Genomic DNA, 25,887 nt, shown 5'->3' with positions numbered 1-25,887 from the left:
CGGCGGCGGTGTCGGCGGCAGCTCGGTCGGTGCTCACGGCAGCTCCTTCAGTCCGAGATCGGTCAACAGGTCGCGGGCCAGCATGAGTTCGGCGGCGATGCCGTCGGCCAGCTGGGCGCGGGCGCGGGGCCGCAGCTCGGGCGGGAGGGCCTGCCACGTGTAGGTCTCGACCTCGAGGTGGCGGGTGAGCGGGTGCGGTCCGCCGACGAGCCGGTTCAGGGCGGCCCGGAGAACCGGGAGCGTGGAGGTGAGGGGCGCGGCGGGTGCCGCGTGCAGCGGGACATGGAAGTGGGCGCGCCAGGGCGCGGTGTCGGGCAGGGCATCGCCCCGGAGCGCCTCGCCCAGGTCGTCGGTGCCGAGGGTGTCGCCGCCGTCGGTGACGGTGCGGGTCTGGTGCAGGAAGCGGGGCTCGGCGAAGGCGGCCAGGGCTTCGCGAACCTCCGGGAGGTGGGGGTGTTCGGCGTGCAGGGCCGCCGACAGCTGGGACTTGACGATGGGGACGGGGGCGCGGGTGAGCGCGTCCAGGGCGGTGTGCGGATCTTCGAAGGAGGTGGCGAGATGGCAGGTGTCGACACAGATGCCGATGCGCTCATGGGCGATCGCGGTCAGTGGGGCGAGCGCGTCATGGGTGGTTTCGACGACGCAGCCGGGCTCCGGTTCCAGGCCGATGCGAAGGGAGCGGCCGGTCAGCTCTTCCAGGGTGTCGAGGCGTTCGGCGAGGGTGCGCAGGGCGGTGCGGGCGAGCTCGGCCCGGTGCGTGGTCGATGGCGGAGGCTGCTGCGTCTCGTACGGCTGCGCGGTGCCGGTGGGTGGCAGCGGCGTGCGCCAGGCGATCGGGAGGGTGGAGATGCTGCCCTCGGAAGTGTCGTCCGGGAGCAGGCCGGCCAGGATGCGGGCGAGGGCCGTGGTGTGGGCGAGGCGTTCGGGGTCGGCCCAGTCCGGTGTGTAGACGCGGTACTTGACCTCCTCGGCACCGAAGCCCTGATAGGGGAAGCCGTTGAGGGTGACGACCTCGAGGCCGCGTCGGTCGAGTTCGGCGCGCAGGGCCCGCAGCGCGGACGGGTCCGTGTCGAGGGAGCGCGCGGCGTCCCGGGCGATCCACAGCCCGATGCCGAGCCGGTCGCGGCCGAGGCGGCGACGGACGGGTTCGCAGTGGTCGCGGAGCTGGGCGACGACGCCGTCGAGGGTTTCGGCGGGGTGGACGTTGGTGCAGTAGGCGAGGTGGACGGTCGAGCCGTCGGGGTGGCGGAAGCGCACGGTTCACGCCTCCGGCTCGTAGGCATCGGGGTCTCGGGGGGCACCGCGCAGGATGCTGTTGCCTTCGTGCGTGGCGTCGGTCGCGGCGACGTCGAGGTTCAGGCGGCCGCTGAGCCCGTAGAAGGCGACAGGATTGCGCCACAGCACCTGGTCGACGTCGTCCTGGGTGAAGCCCTTGGCGAGCATGAGGTCGCCGACCTTGCGGGTCTTGAGCGGGTCGCTTCTGCCCCAGTCGGCGGCGGAGTTGACCAGGACCTGTTCGGGGCCGTACTCGCGGAGGATCGCGACCATCCGCTCCTCGTCCATCTTCGTGTCGGGATAGACGGAGAAGCCCAGCCAGCATCCAATGTCCTTGGCCTCTTTGACGGTGATCTCGTTGAGGTGGTCGACGAGGACACGTTCCGGGGGCAGTGCGGACTCCGCGACGACATCGAGGGTGCGGCGCAGGCCGGCGAGCTTGTCCCGGTGCGGGGTGTGCACCAGGGCGGGAAGCTCGTGGTCGGCGGCGAGCTGGAGCTGGGCGGCGAGGGCGGTGTCCTCGGCCGGGGTCATGGAGTCATAGCCGATCTCGCCGACGGCCACGACCTGGTCCTTGACGAGATACCGGGGCAGTTCGTCGAGGACGGGGACGCAGCGGGGGTCGCCTGCCTCCTTGGGGTTGAGAGCGAGCGTGCAGTGGTGGGCGATGCCGTACTGGGCGGCGCGGAAAGGTTCCCAGCCGAGGAGGGAGTCGAAGTAGTCGAGGAAGGAGGCGGGCGAGGTGCGGGGCTGGCCGAGCCAGAACGAGGGCTCGACGACGGCGCGGACGCCGGCGGCGTACATGGCCTCGTAGTCGTCGGTGGTCCGGGACGTCATGTGGATGTGGGGGTCGAAGATGCGCATCAGGACTCCTTGCCGTGGGCGGTGTCCGTGGTGTGCTGTGCGGTCGCGGACTCGGTCAGGGCCAGGACGCGGTACAGGTCGGGGGGTACGAGACGGCCCGCGGCGGTCCGTTCGGCGGCGTAGGCGCCCAGCATGCGGGCGAGTTCGGCGTCGGCGCGGGCACGCCGGGCCAGGTCCGCCACCTCGTCGACGGGTACGCCGGTGAACAGGCACTTGAGGACGGCGTGCCGCCAGTTGTGGCCGTCCAGGTGCCGGGCGGCGTACGGCCCGACGGCGGCGGCCAGGAGGCGGGGGTCGTTGGTGCGCACCGCGTCCTCGACGAGCGGCAGGGCGTCCGGTCCCGGCACGAGATGGGGCAGGGCGTGCAGGACGGCGCGGCGCTCGTCGGCGGTGCCCTGGCGGTAGACGCGGGTGAGCACGGCGGCGTCGGCGCGGGCCGCGTGGAGGATGAGGATCCGGGCGGCGTCGGCGTGCGCACGGCCACAGCGGCGACCGGCCTCCGCGAGACGCAACTCCCAGACGGGGACGGGTCCGCGGGTGCCGGTCTGGGCACCGGCCTCGTCGAGGGCCCGGTCCAACCAGGCGCGCGCGTCCTCGGCGAGGGAGGCGCGCAGGCGAGCCCGGAGAACGTCCGGTTGGGTGCCGCTGCCGGCCTTGCCGACCACCGGGGTGTCCGCGGGGGTGTGCCGGTCGGTCATGCGGTTCTCCCTTCAGGGGTGGCGGATGGCTCGACGGCGGCCCGGGATGGTGGTGGTTGGGGCGTGCTGGAGGTGTCGGAAGGCGCCGAATGACGGAGGAACGGGAGGGAGAGCGCGGCGTGGTGGGGGCCGGCGTGGGAATGGCGGGGGAGTTCGACGACGGTCAGGCCCTGGTAGGCGGTGGCGGACAGGGCCGCGAGGACGGGCGGGAAGTCGATCTCGCCGTCTCCGAAGGGGAGGTGTTCGTGGACGCCACGCCGCATGTCCTCGATCTGGACGTGGCGCAGCCAAGGCGCGGCGGCCGTGACGCAGGCAGCAGGAGGGAGTGGTTCGAGGCACTGGCAGTGGCCTATGTCGAGGGTGAGGCCGAGAGGTTCGGGGCCACCGAGCGCGTGGCGCAGGCGGTGGAAGTCGGCGAGGGTGGCGAGGAGATGGCCGGGTTCGGGTTCGACGGCGAGGGGGACGCAGGCGGTGGCGGCGACGTCGAGTACGGGCGCGAGCGTCGCGGCCAGCCGCTGCCAGGCCGTGTCCTCGTCGGTGCCTTCCGGGGTGATCCCGCTGAAGCAGTGGACGGCGTGGGCCCCGAGGTCGGCGGCGACGCGTACGGCCCGGGTCAGCAGGTCCACACGCCGGGCGCGCGCCTCCGGGTCCGGGTCGAGCAGGGAGGGGCCGTGTTTCCGTCGGGGGTCGAGCACATAGCGGGCGCCGGTCTCCACCGTGACCTCGAGGCCGAGCTCGGCCAGCCGGTGGGCCACGCGGCGGGTGCGGGCGGCGAGGTCCGGGGCGAGCGGGTCGAGGTGCATGTGGTCGAGGGTCAGCCCGACGCCGTCGTAGCCGAGGTCGGCGAGGAGGGCGAGGGCGTCGTCGAGGCGGAGGTCGGTGAGGCCGTTCGTGCCGTAGCCGAAGCGGAGCGGCCGGCCGCCGGGGGCTCGTTCGGGTGTCGGGGTGCTCGGGGCAACGGATGGCTGTGGGCTCACGTAATGCTCACCTTCCTCGCGAACCGTCGGGCGAGAGGGGCCAGGGTGGCGGTGAGAAGCGCGGAGACCGGGGCGCCGGCACGGGCCGAGAGCGCGGCCTGGAGTGGAACGGTGGCTCGGATGCCGCCGCCGACGGCTCGCTGGGTGAGCGGGGGTGAGGGGTTGAGGGCGGCGTGCAGGTAAGGGCGCGCGGCGGTCGCGGTGTACGTGGCAGCGAGCGCCGCCCGCAGGATCCCTCGCCCAGGGCGGGATGGGCGGGACGTGACAGGGAGGGGAGCAGACCGGGAGGGGGTGGAAGCGCGGCGTGCCGCGAGTGAAGCGTTGCGTGCCACGAGGAAGGTGAGCGCGCCGGTCGTGGCCAGGGCGGCCAGCGGAGCCCGGGACGACCCGCCGGTCGTCTCGCGGCGGGACACCGTCGTGACCGCCAGGGTGTGGGTGCTCAGGAGGGCGGCGGAGGGCAGCGCCCGGCGGACGGGTGCGGTGGGCCGGGTGGCCGCGGCGCCGAGCAGCAGGTCGAGGCCGCGGGCTGCCGCCATGGCGGCCGGGCCGGCCGCGGTGCGTTTCAAGAGCAGGTCGTATGCCCACACGGTCGCGGCCAGCGGCGTCGCCACGGACAGGGCGGGTCGGCCCGCGCGGGAGGCCAACGCGAGGCCGGTCGCGGTGAGGACGCAGGCCGCGGTGAAAGCAGAGGCGGGGTGGATACGGCCCGAGGGAAGGGGGCGGTGCGGGCGTTCGGCGGCGTCCTCGTGGCGGTCGGCCCAGTCGTTGAGGGCCATGCCCGCCTCGTACAGGCAGAGGGAGGAAGCGATGGCCAGGAGCGTGCGGGAGTCGGGGCGCGCCGATGCCGCGGCCGCGCCCGCGAGGGCGTCGCCCGGGACGGTGAACAGGGCGGGCAGGCGCAGCAGTTCGGCCCAGGCCCGCGACGGCCCATCGCCTCCGCTCGCACCCCCCTCCCCGCGCCCGGCGCGGCCCTCCCCCACGCCGCTCCCCGCAGCCCGCCGCGCCGATGCACCCCGCCTCACCGGTGCACCCCACCTCACCGATGCATCCCGCCTCACCGGTGCGCTCCCGTCCCCGCGTCCGCATCCGGGCCGGGACCCGCGCCCCGCAGCCGTCCCGCGAAGCCCACCAATGCGGCGTACTGCTCCCCCAGCCCCGACGGCCCGTCGTCCCCCATCGGGTCCTTGAAGTAGAAGCCGAGGTCGGTCAAGGGGCCGGTGAGGCCTGCCTCGTGGGCGCGGAGGGTCAGGCGGGCGAGGTCCAGGACCAGGGGGGCGGCGAGGGTGGAGTCGCAGCCCTGCCAGATGGTCTGGAGGACCATGCGCGTGCCGAGGAAGCCGTCGAACGCGACGTGGTCCCAGGCGGTCTTCCAGTCGCCGAGGGCGGGGACGTCGTCGATGTGCACGTCGCCCTGCGGTGCCGTGCCGAGGGTGTCGGCGAGGACCCGTTCCTTGCCCGCGTTCTTGGCCGCGGCCGCGCCCGGGTCGGCCAGGCTGGCGCCGTCGCCGCCGCCCAGGAGGTTGGTGCCGGACCAGGCCCGCACGGTGAGCGCCCGCTGCGCGAACATCGGGCCGAGGACGGAGCGGAGCAGGGTCTGGCCGGTCTTGCCGTCCCGGCCCGCGTAGGGCAGTCCGGCGGATGCCGCCTCGGCGGCGAGTGCCGGGTGGTGCAGGCCCGTCGAGGGGGTGAAGTTCACATAGGAACAGCCCGCGCGCAGGGCCGCCGCCGCGTACAGCGAGCTGGGCGGGAGCGAGCCGGCGACGGCGGCGGGCTCGGTGGAGGCCACGTTCACGACCACGGCGCGGGCCAGCCGGTTGCGCCGTACGAAGTCCTGGATGTCCGCCGTGAACACGGCGATGAGTCGGCCGGCGTCGCGGGTGTCTCCCGGTGTCGGGCCGCCCGGTCTGATCTCGGCGTCCGCTGCCGCGAGTTCGGCCGCCGCGGCGGACGGGAGGTCGTGGGGCAGCACGCCGCCCGCTGCGAGCGCCTCGGCGCGTTTGGGCAGGGGGCAGTCCACCGTGTCGTGGCCGCCGAAGACCAGGGACGCAAGCGGCGGCAGGCCGCAGTCGGCGAACGGGGGCGTCTCGGTGACCACTCCGGTGGGTGGCCGCAGACCGGCCGTCACGGCGGCACAGCCCGCCACGACGGTGGTGGCGACGGAGCCTCGGGCACCGATCAGCCACACCCCCACACGGGCTGGGGAGAGGGACGCGGACATGGGGAGCCTCCTTGGCGTGCGCGAACCCCGAAGCGAAAGCGAGGGGGACGGGGCGACGAAGACGGCGGGCGGGGGTCCGGCGTCCCCCGCCCGCCGCCGCTCAGCTGCCCTGCGCGGGCAGTTCCTTGATCCGGATGTCGCGGAACGACACCTGGTCGTCGGCTCCGTGGTTCTGGATGCCGAGGTGTCCGTCGCGCAGGCTCCGGGCCGGGTCGGTGTTGGTGAAATCGTTGATCTTCACGCCGTTGAGCCAGACGCGGAGGTGTTCGCCCTCCACCCGGATCTCGTACGTGTTCCACTCCCCCGGCGGGTTCAGCGCGCGGTCGCGCTTGGCCAGGTCGGCGGACTGGAAGCTGTAGACGGCACCCGTGGTCTTCTCGGGGACGTCCGTGGCGTCGATCTGGACCTCGTAGCCGTTGTTCACGGCCGACCACGGGTCGTCCGAGGGCGGGAAGCCCACGAACACACCCGAGTTGTCGTCGCCGTCGGCGCCGGCCATCTTCCAGTCGAGCTTCAGGGAGTACGAGCCGTAGCTCCGGTCGGCGTACCAGAGCAGCCCCAACCCGCCCGTCGACGTGAGCGTGCCGTCGGCGTCCAGGGTGAAGGAGCCCGGTCCCGTCTGTTTCCAGCCCGCCAGGGAGGCCTGGGTGCCGTCGAAGAGGGGCGTGTAGCCGTTCTCCGGGCGGCAGTCGGCCTGGGCGGCGCCGATGGCCCAGCGGATTCCGCCCAGCAGGTGCCGGCGGAAGGCGGGGTCGGCGTACGACTCCTTGGTGTGGCCGCCGCCCGTGTAGAAGGCGCGGCCACCCTGGTAGTCCTGGCACCAGGCGATCGGATGGTCGCCGTTCATGGTGCCGCCGAGGTACGACGACTCGTCGAGCGAGGCGAGCACGTGGGCCCGACTGCGCGGATTCGAGCGGTAGTTGTACCACTCGTCGGTCCGGTCCCAGGTGCGGGCCAGGTCCGAGGTCGCCGGGTGGGCGCGGTCCTCGACGTTCACGGTCGCGGGCTGGATCGCCGGGTGCGACTGGAAGTAGGCGCCGGCGAGGCCGCCGTAGAACGCCCAGTCGTACTCGGTGTCGGCGGCCGCGTGGACGCCCACATAGCCGCCGCCCTGGTGGATGTAGCCCTCGAAGGCGCGCTGCTGGGTGTCGTCGAGCACGTCGCCGGTGGTCGACAGGAAGACGACGGCGTCGTAACGCCGGAGGTTCGCCGGGGTGAAGGCGCCGGCGTCCTCCGTCGCGTCGACAAAGAAGCCGCCTGTCTCGCCGAGTTGCCGTAGCGCGGCGATGCCGTCGGGGATCGAGTCGTGCCGGAACCCCGCCGTCTTGGAGAACACCAGCACCTGCCGGGCGTGGTCGGGGTGCGGGGCCGCGTGCGCGGGGCCCGCTGCGACGCAGCCGAGGAGCAGGGCGGCTGCCGCAACGGCCGTCGCCGCAAAACCGGTTGAACGCATGGCCGTCTCCTCTCAGCCCGTCGTGAAGGTGAAGTCGTCGACGTCGAACAGGGCGCCGCTGCTCCCCTTGAAGACGAGGTAGAGGGTGGTGGTGCCGTGCGGGGTGCGGGACAGGTCGGCGCTCACGTCCTGGAAGTTCTCCCAGCCGCCGGTCACCGGCACGGTCGCCGCGCCGAGCAGGGTGCCCGTCGCCGATCCCGCACGGACCTCCAGCGTGCCGCCCGCGCCGCCGGACGAGATGCGTGCGGTGATCTTCTGGGCGTTGTCGAGCGCGTACGGAGTGAAGGAGATCCAGTCGCCGTTGTCGATGTCGCCGACCGTCTTGCCGCCGTGTGCGGTCGCCTTGGTGATGACGGAGACGCCCGACGCGTCGCCGAAGTGCTCGGCCTGGCGGTGGCGGGGCTGGGTGACGTGCTGGTCGTGCGAGGTGAGCGGGGCCTGGCCGCCGCCCCCGCCGTCGGTGTACTCGACGTCGACGACCCCGAAGATGTTGGCGTCCTGGTCGTGGCCGCCGTCGGCGCCGGTCTGAATGGTGCCGGAGCAGCCGTTGGCCGAGGTCATCGGGTGGCCGTGGGTGTCGTGGCCGAGGACGAAGGTGACCTTGACCTTCGCGCAGTCGACGGCCGCGCCGTCCTCCGGGTCGGTGACCTTCACTTTGAACGGGACGGCGTCACCGAAGCTGAACAGCTGGCCGTCCTGCGGGAGTTGGAGCACCACCTTGGGCGCGGTGTTGCCGACCACGATCTGCACGCTCGCGCTGCCCGTGCGGCCGGTGGTGTCCTTCGCGGTCAGGGTCGCGGTGTAGGTGCCGTTCGCCTTGTACGTGTGCGCCGGGTCCACCTGCGTGGACCGGGTACCGTCGCCGAAGTCCCAGCTGTACGTGAGCGCGTCGCCGTCCTGGTCGCTCGTGCCCGCGGAGGAGAAGCGGACCCTGAGTCCCGCCTGCCCGGACGTGCGGTCGGCGGCGGCCTGGGCCACCGGTGAGTGGCCGTCGGTGGCGTTCTCGATGCGGTACAGGGCCGAGTTGTCGTCGCCGCCGAACCAGGCGGTGCCGTAGTCGAGGACGTACAGCGCGCCGTCCGGGCCGAAGGCCATGTCCATCACCTGGGTGCCGGTCCACGGGAAGGGGTTGATGGACTGCACGGTGCCGTTGCCGTCGCTCACGATCCGCCTGATCCAGCGCCGGCCGAACTCCCCGGCGAAGAAGTTCCCGTCGTACGCCTGCGGGAACTTGACCGGCGAGTCGAGGGCCGCGTCGTAGTGGTAGACGGGGCCGCCCATCGGGGACTCGGAGCCGTCGCCGAACTCGGGCACGGACGGGCCGTCGTACGGGATCCAGGCGGGCTTGGCCGGAGGCAGGTCGGTGAGGCCGGTGTTGTGGGGCGACGTGTTCTTCGGTGCGTCGCAGTCGAAGGAGGCGCCGGAGGCCTTGGTGCCGAAGTCGTAGTCGACATAGGCGTCGTTGGCGCCCGTGCAGTAGGGCCAGCCGAAGTTGCCGGGGCCGGTGACCCGGGCGAACTCGACCTGGCCGCCGGGGCCGCGCTTCGGGTCGGCGGCGCCCGCGTCGGGGCCGTAGTCACCGACGTAGACGATGCCGGTCTTGCGGTCGACGCTGAAGCGGAAGGGGTTGCGGAAGCCCATCGCGTAGATCTCGGGCCGCGTCTTGTCGGTGCCGGGCGGGAAGAGGTTGCCGTCGGGGACGGAGTACGAGCCGTCGGCGTTCACCTTGATGCGCAGGAGCTTGCCGCGCAGGTCGTTGGTGTTGCCGGCCGAACGCTGGGCGTCGAAGGCGGGGTTGCGGTCGGCGCGCTCGTCGATGGGGGTGTAGCCGTCCGACTGGAAGGGGTTGGTGTCGTCGCCGGTCGACAGGTACAGGTTCCCGGCCGCGTCGAAGTCGATGTCGCCGCCGACGTGGCAGCAGATGCCTCGGGAGGTGGGCACCTCCAGGATCTTCTTCTCGCTCGCCGTGTCGAGGGTGCCGTCCGTCTTCAGAACGAAGCGGGAGAGGCGGTTCACGCCGTCGAAGGGGGCGAAGTCGGCGGCGGTGCCGGTCTCGGGGGCGTCGCCGGGCGGGGTGTTCAACGGGGGCGCGTAGTAGAGGTAGATGAAGCGGTTGTCGGCGAAGTGCGGGTCGACGCCTATGCCTTGGAGGCCTTCCTCGTCGTGCGAGTAGACGTCGAGCTTGCCGGCGAGCCGGGTGTTGCCCGCGGCGTCGGTGAGGCGGAGTTCGCCGTCGCGTGAGGTGTGCAGGACCGAGCGGTCCGGGAGAACGGCGAGCGACATGGGCTCGCCGACCTCCGACTCGCCCTTGGCGAGGGTCACTTGCTGGAAGTCCTCGGCGGCGGATGCGGCCGGGGCGGTGTCCTTCCGGTTCCCCGGGTCGGCGACGGCTGCGCCGGCCTGCGGGCCGGTGAGGGTGAGGGTGGCGCCCGCCAGCAGGGCGCTGCCGAGCAGGGCGATCGCCCTGCGCAGGGACGGGCGTCGTCTGTGCGTCTCGGTTCTGCCGGGGCGGATGGTGCGGTCGTTCCCGTGCACGGATGCCTCCAGAATGGGGCCGGTCGTACGGGGCGGGTGCGTGCGCCGGGATGCGCCGTCATCCCGGAGAGCTGTCGGTGGTACGCGGGCTCAGTTGCCGAACGCCGCGTCGAACGAGGCCGACGGCGGCTCGAAGTCGTAAGCCTTCAGGTGTGCGAGGGCCTCGGGCGCGCCCTGCAGCCGGTCCATTCCGGCGTCCTCCCACTCGACGGAGATCGGACCCTGGTAGCCGATGGAGCGCAGCATGCGGAAGACGTCCTCCCAGGGGACGTCGCCGTGCCCGGCGGACACGAAGTCCCAGCCGCGGCGCGGGTCGCCCCAGGGCAGATGGGAGCCGAGGCGGCCGTTGCGCCCGTCGAGGCGCTTGCGGGCCTCCTTGCAGTCGACGTGGTAGATCCGGTCGCGGAAGTCCCACAGGAAGCCGACGGGGTCGAGGTCCTGCCAGACGAAGTGGGAGGGGTCGAAGTTGAGGCCGAAGGCGGGACGGTGGTCGACGGCGTCCAGTGCGCGCCGGGTTGTCCAGTAGTCGTAGGCGATCTCGCTCGGGTGCACCTCGTGGGCGAACCGCACGCCCTCGGCGTCGAACACGTCGAGGATCGGGTTCCAGCGCTCGGCGAAGTCGTCGTAACCGCGCTCGATCATCGCCTCGGGGGCGGGCGGGAACATCGCGACCAGGTGCCAGATGGCGGAGCCGGTGAAGCCGACGACCGTGTCGACGCCGAAGGCGGCCGCGGCGCGCGCGGTGTCGGCGATCTCGGCCGCGGCACGCCGCCGTACGCCCTCGGCGTCGCCGTCGCCCCAGATGCGGGCGGGCAGGATGGCCCGATGCCGTTCGTCGATGAGGGCGTCGCAGACGGCCTGGCCGACCAGATGGTTGGAGATCGCCCAGCACTTCAGGCCGTACTTGTCGAGGAGTTGATGGCGGGACGTCACGTACGACGAATCGGCGAGGGCCTTGTCGACCTCGAAATGGTCGCCCCAGCAGGCGAGTTCGAGCCCGTCGTAGCCGAAGTCGCGGGCCAGTCGGCAGACCTCCTCCAGGGGCAGGTCGGCCCACTGTCCGGTGAAGAGGGTGAAGGTGCGCGGCATCTGTGGTGGCCTCCTCGGACCGCTTCGGTGGTGTGTCAGACCGCGATGGGCGTGTAGACGGAGTTCTTCTCGGCGCTCTCCTCCACCGCGGCGAGGACGCGCTGGACCTGGAGTCCGTCGGCGAAGGAGGGATCGGGACGGCGTCCCTCGGCGATGGCGTGCACGAGGTCGCGGGCCTGGTGGACGAAGGTGTGCTCGTAGCCGAGGCCGTGGCCCGGGGGCCACCAGGCCTTCAGATAGGGGTGGTCGGGCTCGGTGACGAGGATGCGGCGGAAGCCGGCGTGGGTCGCGGTCTCGGTGCCGTCGTGGTACGACAGCTCGTTGAGCCGCTCCAGGTCGAAGGCCAACGAGCCGCGCTCGCCGTTGAGTTCGATGCGCAAGGCGTTCTTGCGACCGGTGGCGTAGCGGGTGGCCTCGAAGGAGGCGAGGGCGCCGGAGGCGAAGCGGCCGGTGAACAGGGCGGCGTCGTCGACGGTGACGTGACCGCTGCCGCCGGCCGAGACCGCCGACAGTCCGCCGGTCGGGCCGCCGGGCAGGGGCCGCTGCCGTACGAAGGTCTCGGTGAGGCCCGAGACCCCGGTCAGCCGCTCGCCCGCCAGGTACTGCGCGAGGTCGACGATGTGCGCGCCCAGGTCGCCGAGGGCGCCCGAGCCCGCCGCCTCCCTGCGCAGCCGCCAGGTCAGCGGGAACTGCGGGTCCACCAGCCAGTCCTGGAGGTACGACACCCGCACGTGCCGCAGCGTGCCGAGCCGCCCCTCCGCCACCATGTGCCGGGCGAGCGCGGCGGCGGGCACGCGCCGGTAGTTGAAGCCGACCATCGTCACCTGGCCTCGCTCGTACGCCTCTTCGGCCGCCTCCGTCATGGCGACGGCCTCCTCGACGGTGTTCGCGAGGGGCTTCTCGCACAGCACGTGCTTGCCCGCGGCCAGGGCGGCGAGCGCGATCTCGGCGTGGCTGTCGCCGGGGGTGCAGATGTCGACGAGATCGATGTCGTCGCGGGCGACCAGGGCGCGCCAGTCGGTCTCCGCGGCAGCCCAGCCGTGCCGGTCGGCGGCGGCCCGTACGGCTGCCGCGTCGCGGCCGCAGATCGCGGCCAGGACCGGCCGCAGCGGCAGGTCGAAGACGCGGCCCGCGGTGCGCCAGCCCTGGGAGTGGGCGGCGCCCATGAAGGCGTATCCGACCATGCCGACGCGCAGCGCCGGCGCTCCCGCGGGCGACGGTTGCGGGCCCCCTTCCTGCACCGGCCTCACCGGGTCCTCGGGCCCGTCCTGATCGTCCGGCTGCTGGGGCTGTCCCATGCGGATGTCCTCCTCGTCCTCGTCGTGAGGGCGCCGTGGGGTGCGGGCGCCGTGGCGTGGGGGGTGCGGGGCGAAGCGGTCAGCGGAAGCCGGTGGGCATGTACTGGTCGACGTTGTCCTTGTCGACCACGGCCGAGTAGAGGGTGATCGACGCCGGGATCTCGAACTCGGCGAGGCCGCCGACGCCGTTGCCCTGGCCGAGGGCGCGGGCGAGGTCGATCGCGGAGGCGGCCATCGTCGGCGGGTAGAGCACCGTCGCCTTCAACACGCCGTTGTCCCGCTTGATCGCCTGGAACGCGGAGAGCGCCCCGGCCCCGCCGACCATGAGGAAGTCGTCCCGCCCGGCCTGTTCGATGGCGCGCAGCGCTCCCACGCCCTGGTCGTCGTCGTGATTCCACAGAGCGTCGAACTTGGGTTGCGCCTGCAGGAGTTGGGCCATCTTGGCCTGTCCGGACTCGACCGTGAACTCGGCCGCCTGGCGGGCGACCTTCCTGATGTTGGGGTAGTTCTTGAGCGCGTCGTCGAAGCCCTGGGAGCGCTGCTTGGTGAGCTCCAGGTTGTCGAGGCCGGCCAGTTCGACGACGCGGGCGTGCGGCCTGCCCTTGAGCTTCTCGCCGATGTAGTGGCCGGCGTTGAGGCCCATGCCGTAGTTGTCGCCGCCGATCCAGCAGCGATAGGCCTGCGGGGTGTTGAAGATCCGGTCCAGGTTGACCACCGGGATCCCCGCGCGCATCGCCTTCAGCCCGACCTGGGTGAGCGCCTTGCCGTCGGCGGGCAGCACCACCAGCACATCGACCTTCTTGTTGATCAGCGTCTCGATCTGACCGATCTGCGCGGCGGTGTCGTTGGAGCCCTCGGTGATCTCCAGGCGCACGTCCGCGTACTTCTTGGCGCGGCTCTTGGCGTTGTCGTTGATGGCGTTGAGCCAGCCGTGGTCGGCCTGGGGACCGGCGAAGCCGATCGTGACGTGCTTGCCGGGCTTGGCGTCGGCGGCCGGCCGGTCGTTCGCGGCGGCCTTCTCGTCCTTGGGCTCGTTGCTGGTGCAACCCGCGAGGACGGCACCGGCGGACACGGCGGCACTCCCGAGGAGCAGTCCTCTGCGGCTGGTGAGGTGCGACATGACGGTGAACCCTTTCCTCAGGTCGTGCTCGCGGTACGGCGCTGGACCAGCACGGCGGCGACGATGATCGCGCCCTTGGCGATCTGCTGGACGTCGCTCTGCAGGTTGTTCAGGGCGAAGATGTTGGTGATCGTGGTGAAGATCAGGACGCCGAGCACGGAGCCGGTGATGGTGCCGCGTCCCCCGCTGAGCAGCGTGCCGCCGATGATCGCGGCCGCGATGGCGTCGAGCTCGTAGAGGTTGCCGTTGGTGTTCTGGCCGGAGCCGGACAGGATGACCAGCAGGAAGGCGGCGATCCCGCAGCACAGCCCGGACAGCAGGTAGAGGTAGAGCCGCTGGCGGCGCACGTCGATGCCGGCGAGCCGGGCCGCCTCCGCGTTGCCGCCGACGGCGACCGTACGGCGCCCGAAGGTGGTGCGGTTGAGCACCAGCCAGCCGATGGCCGTCACGACCGCGAAGACCAGCACCAGCGGCGGGATGCCGAGGACGTAGGAGTCGCGCTCGCCGAGGTTCAGGACCCCGTCGACAGTCACGATCTGCGTCCTGCCCTCGGTGATCTGCAGGGCGAGGCCGCGCGCCGAGGCCAGCATGGCGAGCGTGGCGATGAACGGGACCATGCCGCCGTAGGCGACGAGCAGCCCGTTGACCAGGCCGCAGCCCACACCGACGACCACCGCGGTGAAGAGGATGCCCGCGAAGCCGTACTCCTGGGTGGCCACCGTGGTCGCCCACACCGAGGCGAGGGCGACGATCGCGCCCACCGAGAGGTCGATGCCGCCGGAGGTGATGACGAAGGTCATGCCGACCGTGACGACGCCGATCACCGAGGCCTGGGTGAGGACGAGTTGGAGGTTGCGGGTGTCGAGGAACTCGTCCGGCTTGGTGGCGCCGCCGATGACGACGAGCACGGCGAGCACCCCGACGAGCGAGAGGGTGCGGACGTCGGCGCGGGCCACCAGGTGGCGCCAGCCGGGGAGCCGACCGGCCGACGGCACCTGGGCCGTGCTGTCCCGCGGCGGGGAGACGGGCTGCGTCATGACGCCGGGCTTCCTTCCAGAACGAGGTCGAGTACGCGGTGTTCGTCCAGTTCGCAGGCCGGCGCCTCGTGTACGACGCTGCCCTCGCGCAGTACCAGGACACGGTCGGCGAGGCCGAGCACCTCGGGCAGCTCGCTGGAGACGAGCAGGACGGCCAGGCCTTCGTCGGCGAGGCGGCGGACGACGGCGTACAGCTCGGCGCGGGCGCCGACATCGACACCCCGGGTCGGTTCGTCGAGCAGCAGCACGCGGCAGCCGCGCAGCAGCCAGCGCGCCAGGACCGCCTTCTGCTGGTTTCCGCCGGAGAGCGTGCGGACCGGCACGGAGGGGTTGTCGGGGCGCAGGGACAGCTCGCGGACGGCCGCGCGCGTCGCGCTCCGTTCGGATCGGCGGTCGATCCAGCCGCCGCGCGAGAAGCGGGACAGAGAGGAGACGGACACATTGCGGGTGACCGACTCCAGCATCAGCAGGGCCTGCGCCTTGCGTTCCTCCGGGGCCAGGCCGACGCCGGCGCGGACCGCGGACCGTACGCTGCCCGGCCGCAACGGGCTGCCGTCGACGAGGACTTGGCCGCCGGTGGGCCTGCGGGCGCCGTAGATCGTTTCCAGGATCTCGGAGCGTCCGGAGCCGACGAGCCCGGCGAGGCCGACGATCTCGCCGGGGTGGACGGCGAGGTCCAGGGGCTCGAACTCGCCCTCGCGGGACAGGCCCCGGACCTCCAGCACCGGCGCGACGTCGGGCACGGGAGCGGGAGTCGGCCGCTCGGGGAAGACGTACTCGACGCTGCGCCCCGTCATCAGCGCCACGACCTCGCGGGTCGGTGTCGTCCTGGCGGGCAGTCCTCCCGCGACCGCCCGGCCGTCCTTCAGCACCGTCACGCGGTCGCCGATGCGCCGGATCTCCTCCAGGCGGTGCGAGATGTAGACGACGGCCACGCCGTCCGCCGTGAGGTCGCCGACGATGCGGAACAGGTTGTCGACCTCGTCCGGGTCGAGCGCGGCTGAGGGCTCGTCCATGACGATGAGCCGTACGTCGTGGGAGAGCGCCCGTGCCATCGACACGATCTGCTGCTGCGCCGCCGACAACTCCCCGACGAGGCGAGTCGGTTGGATCTCCGGGTGCCCGAGTCGCCGTAGCACGGAGGCGGTCGAGGTGCGGGCCGCCTTGCCGCGTACGACGAAGCCGGCGGCGGTGGGCTCGTGGCCGAGGTGGACGTTCTCGGCGACCGGCAGGTGCTCCACCAGGTCGAGTTCCTGGTAGATGGTGGCGATGCCGAGGCGCATCGCGGCGAGGGGCGAGCGGAGCGCGATGGGCTCGCCGCGCCAGCGAATGGTGCCGGTGTCGGGCTGGTGGGCGCCGGCGAGGACCTTGATGAGGGTGGACTTCCCGGCCCCGTTCTGCCCGAGCAGGCAGTGCACTTCCCCGGCCTGGACGTCGAGGTCGACGCCGTCGAGGGCGCGGACGCCGGGGAACGACTTGGTGATGCCGGACATGCTGAGCAGCGGTGGTTCTGGTGCCATCTGTGGTCCCCTCGGCGGGCGTACGGGCCGGTGTCAGGGCGAAACCGCTTGCGGGACAGGCGGTTTCGGGCAGGGCAGAGCAGAGGCGCTGTGCTGTGGACGACGGTCGGACGGTGCGCTGACGCGCGTGCGGACGATGGTGCGCTTACGCGGGTGAGAACAGGTGGTCGCTGATGAGCCGGGCCGCGCCGATGACACCGGCGTTCTGGCCCAACTCCCCCAGGACGATGGGCAGGTTGCCGGTGGCCAGCGGCAGCGACTGGCGGTAGACCTGGGTGCGGATCGCGGCGAGCAGGGTGTGGCCGAGGCCGGTCACCCCGCCGCCGATCACCACCAGGCCGGGGTTGAAGAAGGAGACGAGTCCGGCGATCACCTGACCGGTGCGGGTGCCGCCGTCCCGGATCAGGTCCAGCGAGGTGGCGTCCCCGGCCGCGGCCGCGGCGGCGACGTCCACGGCCGTGAGGCCGCCGTTCGCCTCCAGCCGGGCGGCGAGCTCGGGCGACAGACCCTCCCGGGCGGCCTCCAGCGCGTCGCGGGCGAGTGCCGCGCCGCTGAAGTGGGCTTCAAGGCAGCCGCGGTTGCCGCAGGCGCACGGCCGCCCGTCGGGCACGGCCTGGATGTGCCCGATGTCGCCCGCGCTGCCGGTGACCCCGCGATGGACCTCACCGCCCGCGACGATGCCGCAGCCGATGCCGGTGCCGATCTTGATGCAGAGGAAGTCGCCCACGGAGCGGGCGACGCCCGCGTGCTGCTCCCCCATCGCCATCAGGTTGACGTCGTTGTCGACCATGACCGGGCAGCCGAGTTCCTGGCTGAGCGCCTCCCGCACCGGGAAGCCGTCCCAGCCCGGCATGATCGGGGGCGCCACCGGGACGCCCTCGGGGAAGCGGACAGGGCCGGGGACGCCGATGCCGGCGCCGTCGAACCCCTCCGCGAGCCCGGAAGCCCTCAACTTCCCTGCCATGGAGAGGACTTGCTCGAAGACCGCGACCGGTCCCTCGCGCACGTCCATGGGCTGGTTGAGGTGCCCCAGTATCTCCAGCTCGGCGTTGGTGACCGCGACGTCGACGGAGGTCGCGCCGATGTCGACGCCGAGGAACCGCAGGTTCGGGGCGAGCCGGATGTTGTGCGAGCGGCGGCCACCGCGCGAGGCGGCGAGTCCGTCGGCGACGACCAGGCCCGTGTCGAGCAGGCGGTCGACCTCCACGGCCAGCTTGGACCGCGAGAGGTCGATCTGGTCGCCCAGCTGGGCGCGGGAGTTGGGTCCCCCGTCACGCAACAGCCTGAGCAGCCGGGCCTGATGGGCGTTAGCGGGTCGTGCGGTCATGCGTCTCACGTGCCCCTCCCCGCCTCAACTCGGCTGTCTGGCTCCGGCTTTCGAGGGGAACGTAGCAGCGGCCGCCGAATCTGGGAAGAAGTTGCGCACGTATTGCCGCCGACTTTCGCCACTCCCAGGACAAAGCCCGGTCGCCGGACCACGGGGTCCCGGACCGCGGGACGCCGGAACGCCGGGGCACACGGCCCCGCCCCCCCTACGATCACCTCACCGATCGGTTCAGGGGGCCCCATGAATGCCGCTGCGCAGGAGTCGGAGCGACGCGTCACCACGCTTGAGCTCTTCTTCGACCTCGTCTTCGTCTTCACCCTCACCCAGCTCACGGTGCTGCTCGCCGCCGACCTGTCGTTCGCGACGGCCGGCCGGGTGGCGTTGATCTTCGTCGTGCTGTTCTGGATGTACGCCGCGTACGCGTACCTCACCAACCAGGTGCCGCCCGACCGCCCGTCCCGGCGCCTGCTGCTGATGCTGGGCATGGGCGGCTTCCTGGTGTGCGCACTGGCGATTCCCCGAGTATTCGACGACACCGGCGTGGTCTTCGGGCTCGGCTTCCTGCTCGTCGTGGTCGTGCACACGGCGCTGTACACACGCAGCCACGGCCGGGACTCGGTCTGGTACGGGGTGCCGAACGCGCTGGCCGCCCTCGCGGTGACCGCCGCGGGTCTGGTCGACGGTCTCGCGGCGGACGGGCTGTGGGGGCTGGCGCTCGTCCTGCAGTTCGTGACGCCCTTCGTGGCCGAGCACGGCCCCGGCCGGCGCTGGAGCCGCCTGCGCACCGGCGCCACCGCGCACAGGGAAGCACGTACGGCCGCGACCATGCGGGTCCAGCTGGGCAGTCTCGACCCGGCTCACTTCGTGGAGCGGCACGGGCTGCTGCTGATCATCGCGCTCGGCGAGTCGGTCGTCTCCATCGGCATCGGAATCGGCGATCTGCCGCTCACGCCGGGACTGTTCGGCGGCGCGTTCCTGGCGCTCGCACTCACCGTCGTCCTGTGGTGGACGTACTTCGTGCGCGACGAGGAGGGGGCGGAGGCGGTGTTCCGGGCGACACCGGCGCCGCGGCGCTGGCGCCTGGCGATGAACGCGTACTACTACGCCTTCCTGCCGATGCTGCTGGGCATCGCCTGCCTCGCCGCCGGCCTGAAGAAGACCCTCGGGCACCTCACCGAACACCCGCACCAGGGTCCGGCGCTGGCGCTCGCGGGCGGTGTCGCGCTGTTCCTCCTCGGCGACGTGGCGTTCCGGCTGGTGATGGGGCTTCGTCCCGTACGCCACCGGGTGGCGGCCGTGCCGGTCGTCCTCGCCGTCGCACCGCTCGGCGTGCGGCTGCCGGCCTACGCCGAACTCATCGTTGCGGTAGCCGTGTTGACGGCCATGCTGGCCGCGGAGAACCGCGCGTGCGCCACCTCCTCGCAGCGGCCGGAGGCTGTGCGCGTGTGATCCGCGCCCTGCGGGAACGGTGCCGTCACGCGGTACCGGTCAGGACTCCGCGCGCTCGTGATACGACCGTCGCGTGTGCTCGGTGTGCTCGCGCATCAGCCGCGTGGCCAGCTGTTCGTCGCGGTCGCCGATGGCGGCGATCAGGCCCCGGTGCTCGATCCAGGACTGCTGACCTCGCTGCCGGGCCACGGGCGTGTAGTACCAGCGCACGCGGCGGTCGACCTGCGCGGCGAGCTCGGCGAGGACGGCGTTGCCCGCCAACTCCATGATCTTGGCGTGGAAGCGGGCGTTCAGGGCGACGGCGCCGTCCACGTCGTCCGTGGCGACCGCCTTCTCGCCCTCCGCGCACAGCTCCTCGAGCACGGCGATGCCGGGGCTGCCCGCGTTCGCGGCGGCGAGCCGGGCCGCCTCGGCCTCCAGGAGCGTACGGACGGTGAGGAGCTGGTCGGCCTCGTCCTCGGTCGGCTCGTGCACGAACGCGCCCTGGGCGGGCCGCAGATCGACCCAGCCCTCGGTGTTGAGCCGCTGAAGGGCCTCGCGCACCGGTTGCCGGGAGACGCCCAGATGACCGGCGAGTTCGCTCTCGACGAGGTGCTGGCCGGGGCGCAGCGCACGGGTGGTGATGAGTTCGAGCAGCGCCTCGTAGACGCGGTCGCGCAGCGGGCCGGGCCGTTCGAGCTTGGGCACCGCCCCCTGCGGAAGTCCCTTCGACAACATCGCGCTCCCCCTCCTGGGCGGGGCCGCGCACGGCGGCCGGAAGGCTCGTGCTCACGGGAAGCCCAGTATCGATTGTCTTTCGTCTACAGTCTACGGCGCACAGGTGCCAGGAGGGGCGGGAGTCGGGCGCGGAGTAGGGCACGTCACAGCGCGGCTCGCGCCCCGGCAGCCTTGCGACTCAGGGACTCAGAGGCTCAGGGGCAGCGCACGACCTGACCGGCGTACGACAGGTTGCCGCCGAAGCCGAACAGCAGCACCGGGTCGCCACCGCTGACCGCTCCCCGCTCGACGAGCTTGGAGAGGGCGAGGGGGATGCTGGCCGCGGAGGTGTTGCCCGAGTCGGTGACGTCGCGCGCGACGACCGCGTTGACGGCGCCGAGCTTCTGGGCCAGGGGCTCGATGATGCGCAGGTTGGCCTGGTGCAGGACGACCGCGGCCAGGTCCTCGGGCGCGACCTGGGCCTTCTCGCAGGCGCGGCGGGCGATGGGCGGCAGCTGGGTGGTGGCCCAGCGGTAGACGCTCTGCCCCTCCTGGGTGAACCGCGGCGGCGTGCCCTCGATCCGCACCGCGTTCCCCATCTCCGGCACCGAGCCCCACAGCACCGGCCCGATCCCGGGCTCGTCGGAGGCCTCGACCACGGCGGCCCCCGCACCGTCGCCGACCAGCACACAGGTCGACCGGTCGCTCCAGTCGGTGACGTCGGACATCTTGTCGGCGCCGATCACGAGCGCCCGGGTCGCCGCGCCCGCGCGGACCGTGTGGTCGGCCGTGGCCAGCGCGTGGGTGAACCCGGCGCAGACGACGTTGACGTCCATGGCGGCCGGCTGCGGGATCCCGAGCCGGGCGGCGACCCGGGCCGCGGTGTTGGGGGAACGGTCGACGGCCGTGGACGTGGCGACGAGGACCAGATCGATGTCGGCGGGAGTGAGGCCGGCCGCCGCGAGGGCCTTGGCGGCGGCGTGCGCGGCCAGCTCGTCGACCGGCTCGTCGGGCCCGGCGATGTGCCGGGTGCGGATGCCCACGCGGCTGCGGATCCACTCGTCGCTGGTGTCGACCATGCCCGCCAGGTCCTCGTTGGTGAGCACCTTGGCGGGCTGGTAGTGGCCGAGCGCGGCGATGCGCGAGCCGTTCATCTGGTGTCCCCCTCATTGCGTGGGTAGCGGGATCCACCAGTCTCGTCCGTGACTCGCGGGTACGACGGCAGGTGAAGTCACAGGAATCGGGCGCCCGTATTGTCGGCTTCCGTCAGACCCTCAGACGCCCGCCCGAACATTCAACCCGTGAACAGTTGCGTGGCCTTCTGTACGAGCTCGTACAGGCCATAGGCGAGAGGCACCCCCACCCACAGCCAGGCGAAGGCGATCAGGCCCCGCCGGCTAGGCGGACTGGTGTCGCTGGGCATCGGAGGCCTCCCTCTGGGCGGGGATGTGGTGGCGTGCGTGCACGGGACGGACGAGCTCGTTGGCGACGAAGCCGACGACGAGCAGGCCGATCATGATGGCGAACGACAGGCCGTACAGGGACGAGCCGTGCTTGCCCGCCGCCTCCTGCCGATCGGCGATCCAGTTCACGATCAGCGGCCCGAGCACGCCGGCGGTGGACCACGCGGTCAGCAGCCGGCCGTGGATCGCGCCCACCTCGTACGTCCCGAACAGGTCCTTGAGATAGGCCGGGACCGTCGCGAAGCCGCCGCCGTAGAAGGAGAGGATGACCAGCGCGCACAGGACGAACAGCGGCTTGGAGGAGTCCCCGAACAGGGCGATGAGCAGGTACATCAGCGCCCCGACGCCGAGGTAGACGCGGTAGATGTTCTTGCGCCCGATCAGGTCGGAGGTGGACGACCAGCCGATACGGCCCGCCATGTTGGCCGCCGACAGCAGCGCCACGAATCCGGCGGCCGCGGAGACCGAGACCGGGGTGGCGGTGTCCGCGAAGAAGTCGCCGATCATCGGGGCGGCCTTCTCCAGGATGCCGATACCGGCCGTGACGTTCATGCAGAGCACGATCCACAGGCACCAGAACTGCGGGGTGCGCACCGCCGTGGAGGCCGACACCTGCACACCGTCGAGGCCGCCCGGCCCACTGGCCGCGCCCGCCGTGCCCGTCGTGCTCGCGGCGCTCTCGGCGCGCGGCACCCGCACCAGGAGCACGCCCAGCGCCATGAAGACGGCGTACGACAGCCCGTGCACGAGGAACGCGAGCGCGATCCCGGAGTGGTCCGAGCCGAAGGACTTGAGCATCTGGGCCGACCAGGGCGAGGCGATGAGTGCGCCGCCCCCGAAGCCCATGATGGCGATGCCGGTGGCCATGCCGGGACGGTCCGGGAACCACTTGATCAGGGTGGAGACGGGCGAGATGTAGCCGATGCCGAGGCCGATCCCGCCGACGAAGCCGTAGCCGAGGACGATCAGCCAGTACTGCTGCGTCTCGGCACCCAGCGCCGAGATCAGGAAGCCGGAGGAGAAGCAGACGAGGGCCACGGACATCGCCCAGCGCGGCCCGTTGCGCTCGACGAGCGTGCCGCCGAACGCGGCCGACAGTCCGAGCATCACGATGGCCAGCTGGAACGGCAGCGCGCTCTCGGTGCCGCTGAGGTGGAGCGAGGACTCCAGCGGCGGCTTGAACACGCTCCAGGCGTAGGCCTGACCGATGGAGAGGTGGACGGAGAGTGCGGCCGGCGGGACGAGCCAGCGGCTCCATCCCGGCAGCGCGACAGGTGGGCTGCTCATGAGTCCCGAACGGTAGGGCTCCGCAGGGCAGTTGAGAAGGAGTCCGTCGACCGTATGCGATGAACGGTATCCAGTCTGCGGCGAACGGTCACCGGGCCGTGATGTTCCCGCGAACGGCCGCACACCCCCCGGCCGGATGACTCGTTGTTTCAGGCGAGTTCAACGGGTCATGCCCTGTGCGGCCCGTCGTCCCGTAGGAGGCAGTCACGTGGATGCCGGCACCACCCTGGTCGGCTCGTTGCTGGCCTGTGCGGGCGTGCTGGGCGCGGCCGTCGTGGCGTACCTGGGCAAGCGCGGGGAGAACGCCCTGAACGGCTACTCCAGTCTGACCGAGAAGCTCCAGGCCGAGCGTGACCGGCTGGAGCGCCAGGTGGCGGAGCGCGATACGCGCATCAGCGAACTGGCCTCGCTGCACTTCGCCGACCAGTCGGAGATCGCGCGGCTCAGGCTCGACGTCCACCGACTGGGAGGTACGCCGTGACGGCCCGTTTCGAGCGGCTGCTCGCCCGGCGCTGGCGCAGCGTGGCCCTCGTCTGCGTGCTCATCGCGCTCTGCGGCGTCGCGGTGATCCTGTGGGCGCGCATCGACGCCGGCGACCGGCGGGCCGACCAGATGCGCGCCGAGGCCGACCGGCGCGGCAAGGCGCTGTCCACCCTCGCCGCGGACGTCCGCACCCTGCGCGCCCAGGTCAGGGCCGGGGGCGGCATCCCGGCGGCGCCCGACCCGTCCGAGGCCGTGCGGGACCTCCATGACCGCGTCCGGGTGCCCGCCGGGCAGACCGGTGTCCCGGGTGCGAAGGGCGACAAGGGAGACAGTGGGGCCAGGGGGGCCGCGGGCGCGGCCGGGGCCCAGGGCACGGGCGGCACGGCCGGGCCGTCGGGTCCGCCCGGGGCGGCAGGCTCCCCGGGGCCGTCCGGGCCGCCCGGCGAGGCCGGGCCGCAGGGGCCCGCGGGCGCCGACGGGGCTGCCGGGCCGGCGGGCGGCAACGGGGCCGACGGCAGCCAGGGCGGGGCCGGCCCCAAGGGTGACAAGGGGGACAAGGGCGATCCGGGGCCGAAGGGCGATCCCGGGCCCGCCTGCCCCGACGGCTACGCGCTCCAGGCCCCGGCCGACGATCCCGACGCCCTGGTCTGCCGGAGGGCGGGGGCGGCATCGGCGTCGCCCGGTCCGGGGTCGGCGACGGCGCTTCCGGTCCTTCCGTTCGCCCGCCCCCCGCACCACCGGAAGCCGCACCGTCGCAAGCCGGGCCGGTCGCATGCCCCCTGAAGTGGCCGCACGCTCCTTGTGGGGCACTCGGGGGCCAACTAACGTCGATGAAGCGCACGTTGGACGTGGGATGTTCGGATCTCCGGATGTACGGATGTGCGGATGTCGTGCCGTCCCGATGCCTCTTTCTCGACGCATGAAGGGCAGGTCGCACATGCCGTCAGGAATCCGCGCCCGTCTGAGAACGACCCTGGCCGTCGCCCTCACGGCCGCCGCACTGCTGGTCCTGCCGAACCCGGCGCGGGCCCAACAAGCCGCCGACACCCCGGGGTTCGAGCAGCAGGTCCTCTTCAAGGCGTCCCGGGATCCGGGCTACGCCTGCTTCCGCATCCCCGCCGTCGTCAGGACGAACGACGGCACGCTGCTGGCGTTCGCCGAGGGCCGGGTCCTCAACTGCGGGGACTCCGCCGACATCGACATCGTGCTCAAGCGCTCCACGGACGGCGGGCGCACCTGGAGCCCGCTCCAGGTGGTCGACGAGGGTGCGGGCGACACCCACGGCAACCCGGCGCCGATCGTGGACCGCGAGACCGGCCGCGTCCTGCTGGCCGAGACGTACAACACCGGCCGTACGGACAGCGCCAGTTGCCAGGTCCCGTGCGACCGCACCCCGCACCTGCGGTACAGCGACGACGACGGCCGCACCTGGTCCGCGCCGCGCGATCTGAGCCCCGAGATCCTGCCCGCCGACTGGAACTCCTGGTACGCGACCGGCCCGGTGCACGGCATCCAGCTCACCCGGGGCACATACGCCGGACGGCTGGTGTTCGGTGTCAACACCGAGACCTGGCACGGCAGTCGGGTCACCGCCAACCACGCGGCCCTCATCGTGAGCGACGACGGCGGCGACCACTGGCGGACCGGGGCCACGGACACCTGGCCGATCGCCGACGACAACACCTTCCGGCAGAAGCCGTCCGAGCTGACGATGACCGAGCGCGGCGACGGCTCGATCCTGGTCAGCGGCCGCGAACAGGACGGCACCGACCTCGGCCACCGCACCCAGACGGTCAGCCGCGACGGCGGCACCGGCTTCACCGCACCCTTCCGTGACGTCCCGGACCTCTACGCGCCGCAGGTGCAGGGCTCGACGCTGCGCCTCGGCGACCGCATCCTGCTGGCCTGCCCGGGCGACCCCGACCGCCGACGCACGATGATGATCCGCTCCTCGTACGACGGCGGGCGCACCTGGGACAGCGTGGACCGGGGCACGGTCGTCACGACCGACTGGTCGGGCTACTCCGACCTGGTGCGCATCGGCCACGACACCGTGGGGCTGATGTACGAGGGCGGGGCGGTCGACGCGCGCGACGAGATCCGCTTCGCCCGCTTCACCGAGGACTGGCTCCGGCCGCGCCGCGGGCCCGACCCCACCACCCGCGACCGTGCCCCGTACGCGCGGCGCGCGGCCGTGCTCGGTGGCGCGCGGGAGACGGACGGCGTGTCAGGGGGCGCCCTGGAGTTCGACGGCGCCGACGACGCCGTACGACTGCCGTACAGCGATCGACTCCCGCTCGGCACCAAGGACTTCACCGCGTCGCTGTGGTTCCGGTACACGGCCGCCTCCGGCGAGCAGCCGCTGCTGTGGATGGGCGGCATCGGCACGACCCAGCCCCAGGTGTGGCTGCGCGGGGAGCCCGCGAGCAACCGGATCCGCGGGCTCATCACCGTACGGGAGGGCGCCACGGCCGTGCGCACGGCGGCGGTGGGTACGACGAGCGCGTACAACGACGGGCAGTGGCATCACGTCGTGCTGCGCAGGGGCGGAGGGGAGTTGTCGCTCTTCGTCGACGGCGTACGGTCCACCGTCGCCGACGTGTCCGGCTCGGTCAGCCGTAACTCGCCCTTCGGCGTACACATCGGCCAACGCATGGACAGCCGGGCCTTCTTCACCGGTTCCATCGACGAAGTGCACGTCTGGGACCGCGCGTTGAGCGACGCGGAGCTGTCCGACCCGCAGGCGCTGCGGTCGGCGCGCGACACGGTGCTGTGGCTGCCCATGGACGAGGTGAGCGGCGGCTGACGCCACGGCAGGGGTTACGCGGGGGCGTGGGGGCGTGGGGGCCGGCCACGACGGCCCGGCCCCGCTCCCCCGTCGGGCTCGGCCGACGGTCAGGCCTCCTCCGACAGCAGCCCCGCGCTGCCGAACCAGACGCGGTCGAGCGCGACGCCCTGCCGGACGTACTCCGTGACCGCGTCCCACGGCGCGTCCGCGGGCAGCGGGTCGAGGCCGACAGCGACCGCCAGGGCGGCCCTCCGGCGCGCCAGCAGGACCACCTCGGGGGACGCCGGCAGCACGAGCGTGTAGGCCGCCG

23 protein-coding genes are annotated in these 25,887 nt (G+C 72.5%); 4 read left to right on the top strand and 19 right to left on the bottom strand.

Annotated elements, in window-relative coordinates; translation table 11 throughout:
• Window positions 1-33: 33 nt before the first annotated feature.
• From eboE to ABZ910_RS01435, 14 genes are all read right to left on the bottom strand, one after another.
• Entirely contained in the window at window positions 34-1,257 is a 1,224-nt protein-coding gene (eboE, locus tag ABZ910_RS01500; RefSeq protein ID WP_361357405.1) for a metabolite traffic protein EboE, read from the bottom strand.
• Window positions 1,258-1,260: 3 nt separating this feature from the next.
• A complete protein-coding gene (locus ABZ910_RS01495; protein ID WP_361357402.1) occupies window positions 1,261-2,139 on the bottom strand; it encodes a TatD family hydrolase in 879 nt (292 codons plus the stop codon).
• Entirely contained in the window at window positions 2,139-2,837 is a 699-nt protein-coding gene (locus ABZ910_RS01490; protein ID WP_361357399.1) for an EboA domain-containing protein, read from the bottom strand. The genes ABZ910_RS01495 and ABZ910_RS01490 overlap by 1 nt, the downstream gene beginning before the upstream one ends.
• Window positions 2,834-3,814, bottom strand: a complete 981-nt coding sequence (locus ABZ910_RS01485; RefSeq protein WP_361357396.1) for a sugar phosphate isomerase/epimerase family protein — start codon at window positions 3,812-3,814, stop codon at window positions 2,834-2,836. The genes ABZ910_RS01490 and ABZ910_RS01485 overlap by 4 nt, the downstream gene beginning before the upstream one ends.
• The gene (locus tag ABZ910_RS01480; protein WP_361358092.1) at window positions 3,811-4,719 is read right to left on the bottom strand and encodes an SCO3242 family prenyltransferase; all 909 of its coding nucleotides are present in this window, start codon (window positions 4,717-4,719) and stop codon (window positions 3,811-3,813) included. The genes ABZ910_RS01485 and ABZ910_RS01480 overlap by 4 nt, the downstream gene beginning before the upstream one ends.
• A gap of 149 nt (window positions 4,720-4,868) precedes the next feature.
• Window positions 4,869-6,032: an inositol-3-phosphate synthase gene (locus ABZ910_RS01475; protein WP_361357393.1), complete on the bottom strand. Its 1,164-nt coding sequence runs from the start codon at window positions 6,030-6,032 to the stop codon at window positions 4,869-4,871.
• Between the two features lie 100 nt (window positions 6,033-6,132).
• Window positions 6,133-7,485: a ThuA domain-containing protein gene (locus tag ABZ910_RS01470; RefSeq protein WP_361357390.1), complete on the bottom strand. Its 1,353-nt coding sequence runs from the start codon at window positions 7,483-7,485 to the stop codon at window positions 6,133-6,135.
• Between the two features lie 12 nt (window positions 7,486-7,497).
• The gene (locus ABZ910_RS01465) at window positions 7,498-10,020 is read right to left on the bottom strand and encodes a carbohydrate-binding protein (RefSeq protein WP_361357387.1); all 2,523 of its coding nucleotides are present in this window, start codon (window positions 10,018-10,020) and stop codon (window positions 7,498-7,500) included.
• Window positions 10,021-10,110: 90 nt separating this feature from the next.
• The gene (locus tag ABZ910_RS01460) at window positions 10,111-11,109 is read right to left on the bottom strand and encodes a sugar phosphate isomerase/epimerase family protein (RefSeq protein ID WP_361357384.1); all 999 of its coding nucleotides are present in this window, start codon (window positions 11,107-11,109) and stop codon (window positions 10,111-10,113) included.
• 35 nt (window positions 11,110-11,144) lie between these two features.
• A complete protein-coding gene (locus tag ABZ910_RS01455; protein ID WP_361357381.1) occupies window positions 11,145-12,407 on the bottom strand; it encodes a Gfo/Idh/MocA family oxidoreductase in 1,263 nt (420 codons plus the stop codon).
• A 79-nt stretch (window positions 12,408-12,486) separates the two neighbouring features.
• A complete protein-coding gene (locus ABZ910_RS01450) occupies window positions 12,487-13,527 on the bottom strand; it encodes a substrate-binding domain-containing protein (RefSeq protein ID WP_361357379.1) in 1,041 nt (346 codons plus the stop codon).
• A gap of 17 nt (window positions 13,528-13,544) precedes the next feature.
• Window positions 13,545-14,564 carry an ABC transporter permease gene (locus ABZ910_RS01445; RefSeq protein WP_361357375.1) on the bottom strand — a complete coding sequence of 340 codons (1,020 nt, stop codon included), beginning with the start codon at window positions 14,562-14,564 and terminating at the stop codon, window positions 13,545-13,547.
• Complete coding sequence (locus tag ABZ910_RS01440; protein WP_361357372.1) at window positions 14,561-16,084, bottom strand: sugar ABC transporter ATP-binding protein; 1,524 nt, start codon at window positions 16,082-16,084, stop codon at window positions 14,561-14,563. Before ABZ910_RS01440 ends, ABZ910_RS01445 begins: the two co-directional genes overlap by 4 nt.
• Before the next feature lie 145 nt (window positions 16,085-16,229).
• Window positions 16,230-17,411 (bottom strand): ROK family transcriptional regulator, encoded by a 1,182-nt coding sequence (locus tag ABZ910_RS01435; RefSeq protein WP_361357369.1) that lies wholly within the window; start codon window positions 17,409-17,411, stop codon window positions 16,230-16,232.
• A gap of 240 nt (window positions 17,412-17,651) precedes the next feature.
• On the opposite strand from ABZ910_RS01435, the gene ABZ910_RS01430 reads away from it, so the two are divergent.
• Entirely contained in the window at window positions 17,652-18,860 is a 1,209-nt protein-coding gene (locus tag ABZ910_RS01430) for a low temperature requirement protein A (protein WP_361357366.1), read from the top strand.
• Window positions 18,861-18,899: 39 nt separating this feature from the next.
• Here ABZ910_RS01430 and ABZ910_RS01425 read toward each other — a convergent pair whose 3' ends face one another.
• The 4 genes from ABZ910_RS01425 to ABZ910_RS01410 all read right to left on the bottom strand — a co-directional run bounded on the left by ABZ910_RS01425 (window position 18,900) and on the right by ABZ910_RS01410 (window position 22,306).
• Complete coding sequence (locus ABZ910_RS01425) at window positions 18,900-19,577, bottom strand: GntR family transcriptional regulator (RefSeq protein WP_361357364.1); 678 nt, start codon at window positions 19,575-19,577, stop codon at window positions 18,900-18,902.
• A gap of 194 nt (window positions 19,578-19,771) precedes the next feature.
• Entirely contained in the window at window positions 19,772-20,710 is a 939-nt protein-coding gene (locus ABZ910_RS01420) for a beta-ketoacyl-ACP synthase III (protein WP_361357361.1), read from the bottom strand.
• Between the two features lie 140 nt (window positions 20,711-20,850).
• A complete protein-coding gene (locus ABZ910_RS01415; RefSeq protein ID WP_361357358.1) occupies window positions 20,851-20,979 on the bottom strand; it encodes a hypothetical protein in 129 nt (42 codons plus the stop codon).
• The gene (locus tag ABZ910_RS01410) at window positions 20,954-22,306 is read right to left on the bottom strand and encodes an OFA family MFS transporter (RefSeq protein WP_361357355.1); all 1,353 of its coding nucleotides are present in this window, start codon (window positions 22,304-22,306) and stop codon (window positions 20,954-20,956) included. The genes ABZ910_RS01415 and ABZ910_RS01410 overlap by 26 nt, the downstream gene beginning before the upstream one ends.
• Before the next feature lie 208 nt (window positions 22,307-22,514).
• Between ABZ910_RS01410 and ABZ910_RS01405 the strand changes: the two genes are divergently transcribed.
• The 3 genes from ABZ910_RS01405 (at window position 22,515) to ABZ910_RS01395 (ending at window position 25,595) form a co-directional block, all read left to right on the top strand.
• Window positions 22,515-22,787, top strand: a complete 273-nt coding sequence (locus tag ABZ910_RS01405; RefSeq protein ID WP_361357352.1) for a hypothetical protein — start codon at window positions 22,515-22,517, stop codon at window positions 22,785-22,787.
• Entirely contained in the window at window positions 22,784-23,572 is a 789-nt protein-coding gene (locus ABZ910_RS01400; RefSeq protein ID WP_361357349.1) for a collagen-like protein, read from the top strand. The genes ABZ910_RS01405 and ABZ910_RS01400 overlap by 4 nt, the downstream gene beginning before the upstream one ends.
• 154 nt (window positions 23,573-23,726) lie before the next feature.
• Entirely contained in the window at window positions 23,727-25,595 is a 1,869-nt protein-coding gene (locus ABZ910_RS01395; RefSeq protein WP_361357346.1) for a sialidase family protein, read from the top strand.
• A gap of 89 nt (window positions 25,596-25,684) precedes the next feature.
• Here ABZ910_RS01395 and ABZ910_RS01390 read toward each other — a convergent pair whose 3' ends face one another.
• Complete coding sequence (locus ABZ910_RS01390) at window positions 25,685-25,870, bottom strand: hypothetical protein (protein ID WP_361357343.1); 186 nt, start codon at window positions 25,868-25,870, stop codon at window positions 25,685-25,687.
• Window positions 25,871-25,887: the final 17 nt, after the last annotated feature.

The organism is Streptomyces sp. NPDC046805, from assembly GCF_040645355.1.
Lineage (GTDB): Bacteria > Actinomycetota > Actinomycetes > Streptomycetales > Streptomycetaceae > Streptomyces.
The sequence above is the reverse complement of the archived record's forward strand: the minus strand, read 5'-3'. Positions and strand labels throughout refer to the sequence as shown.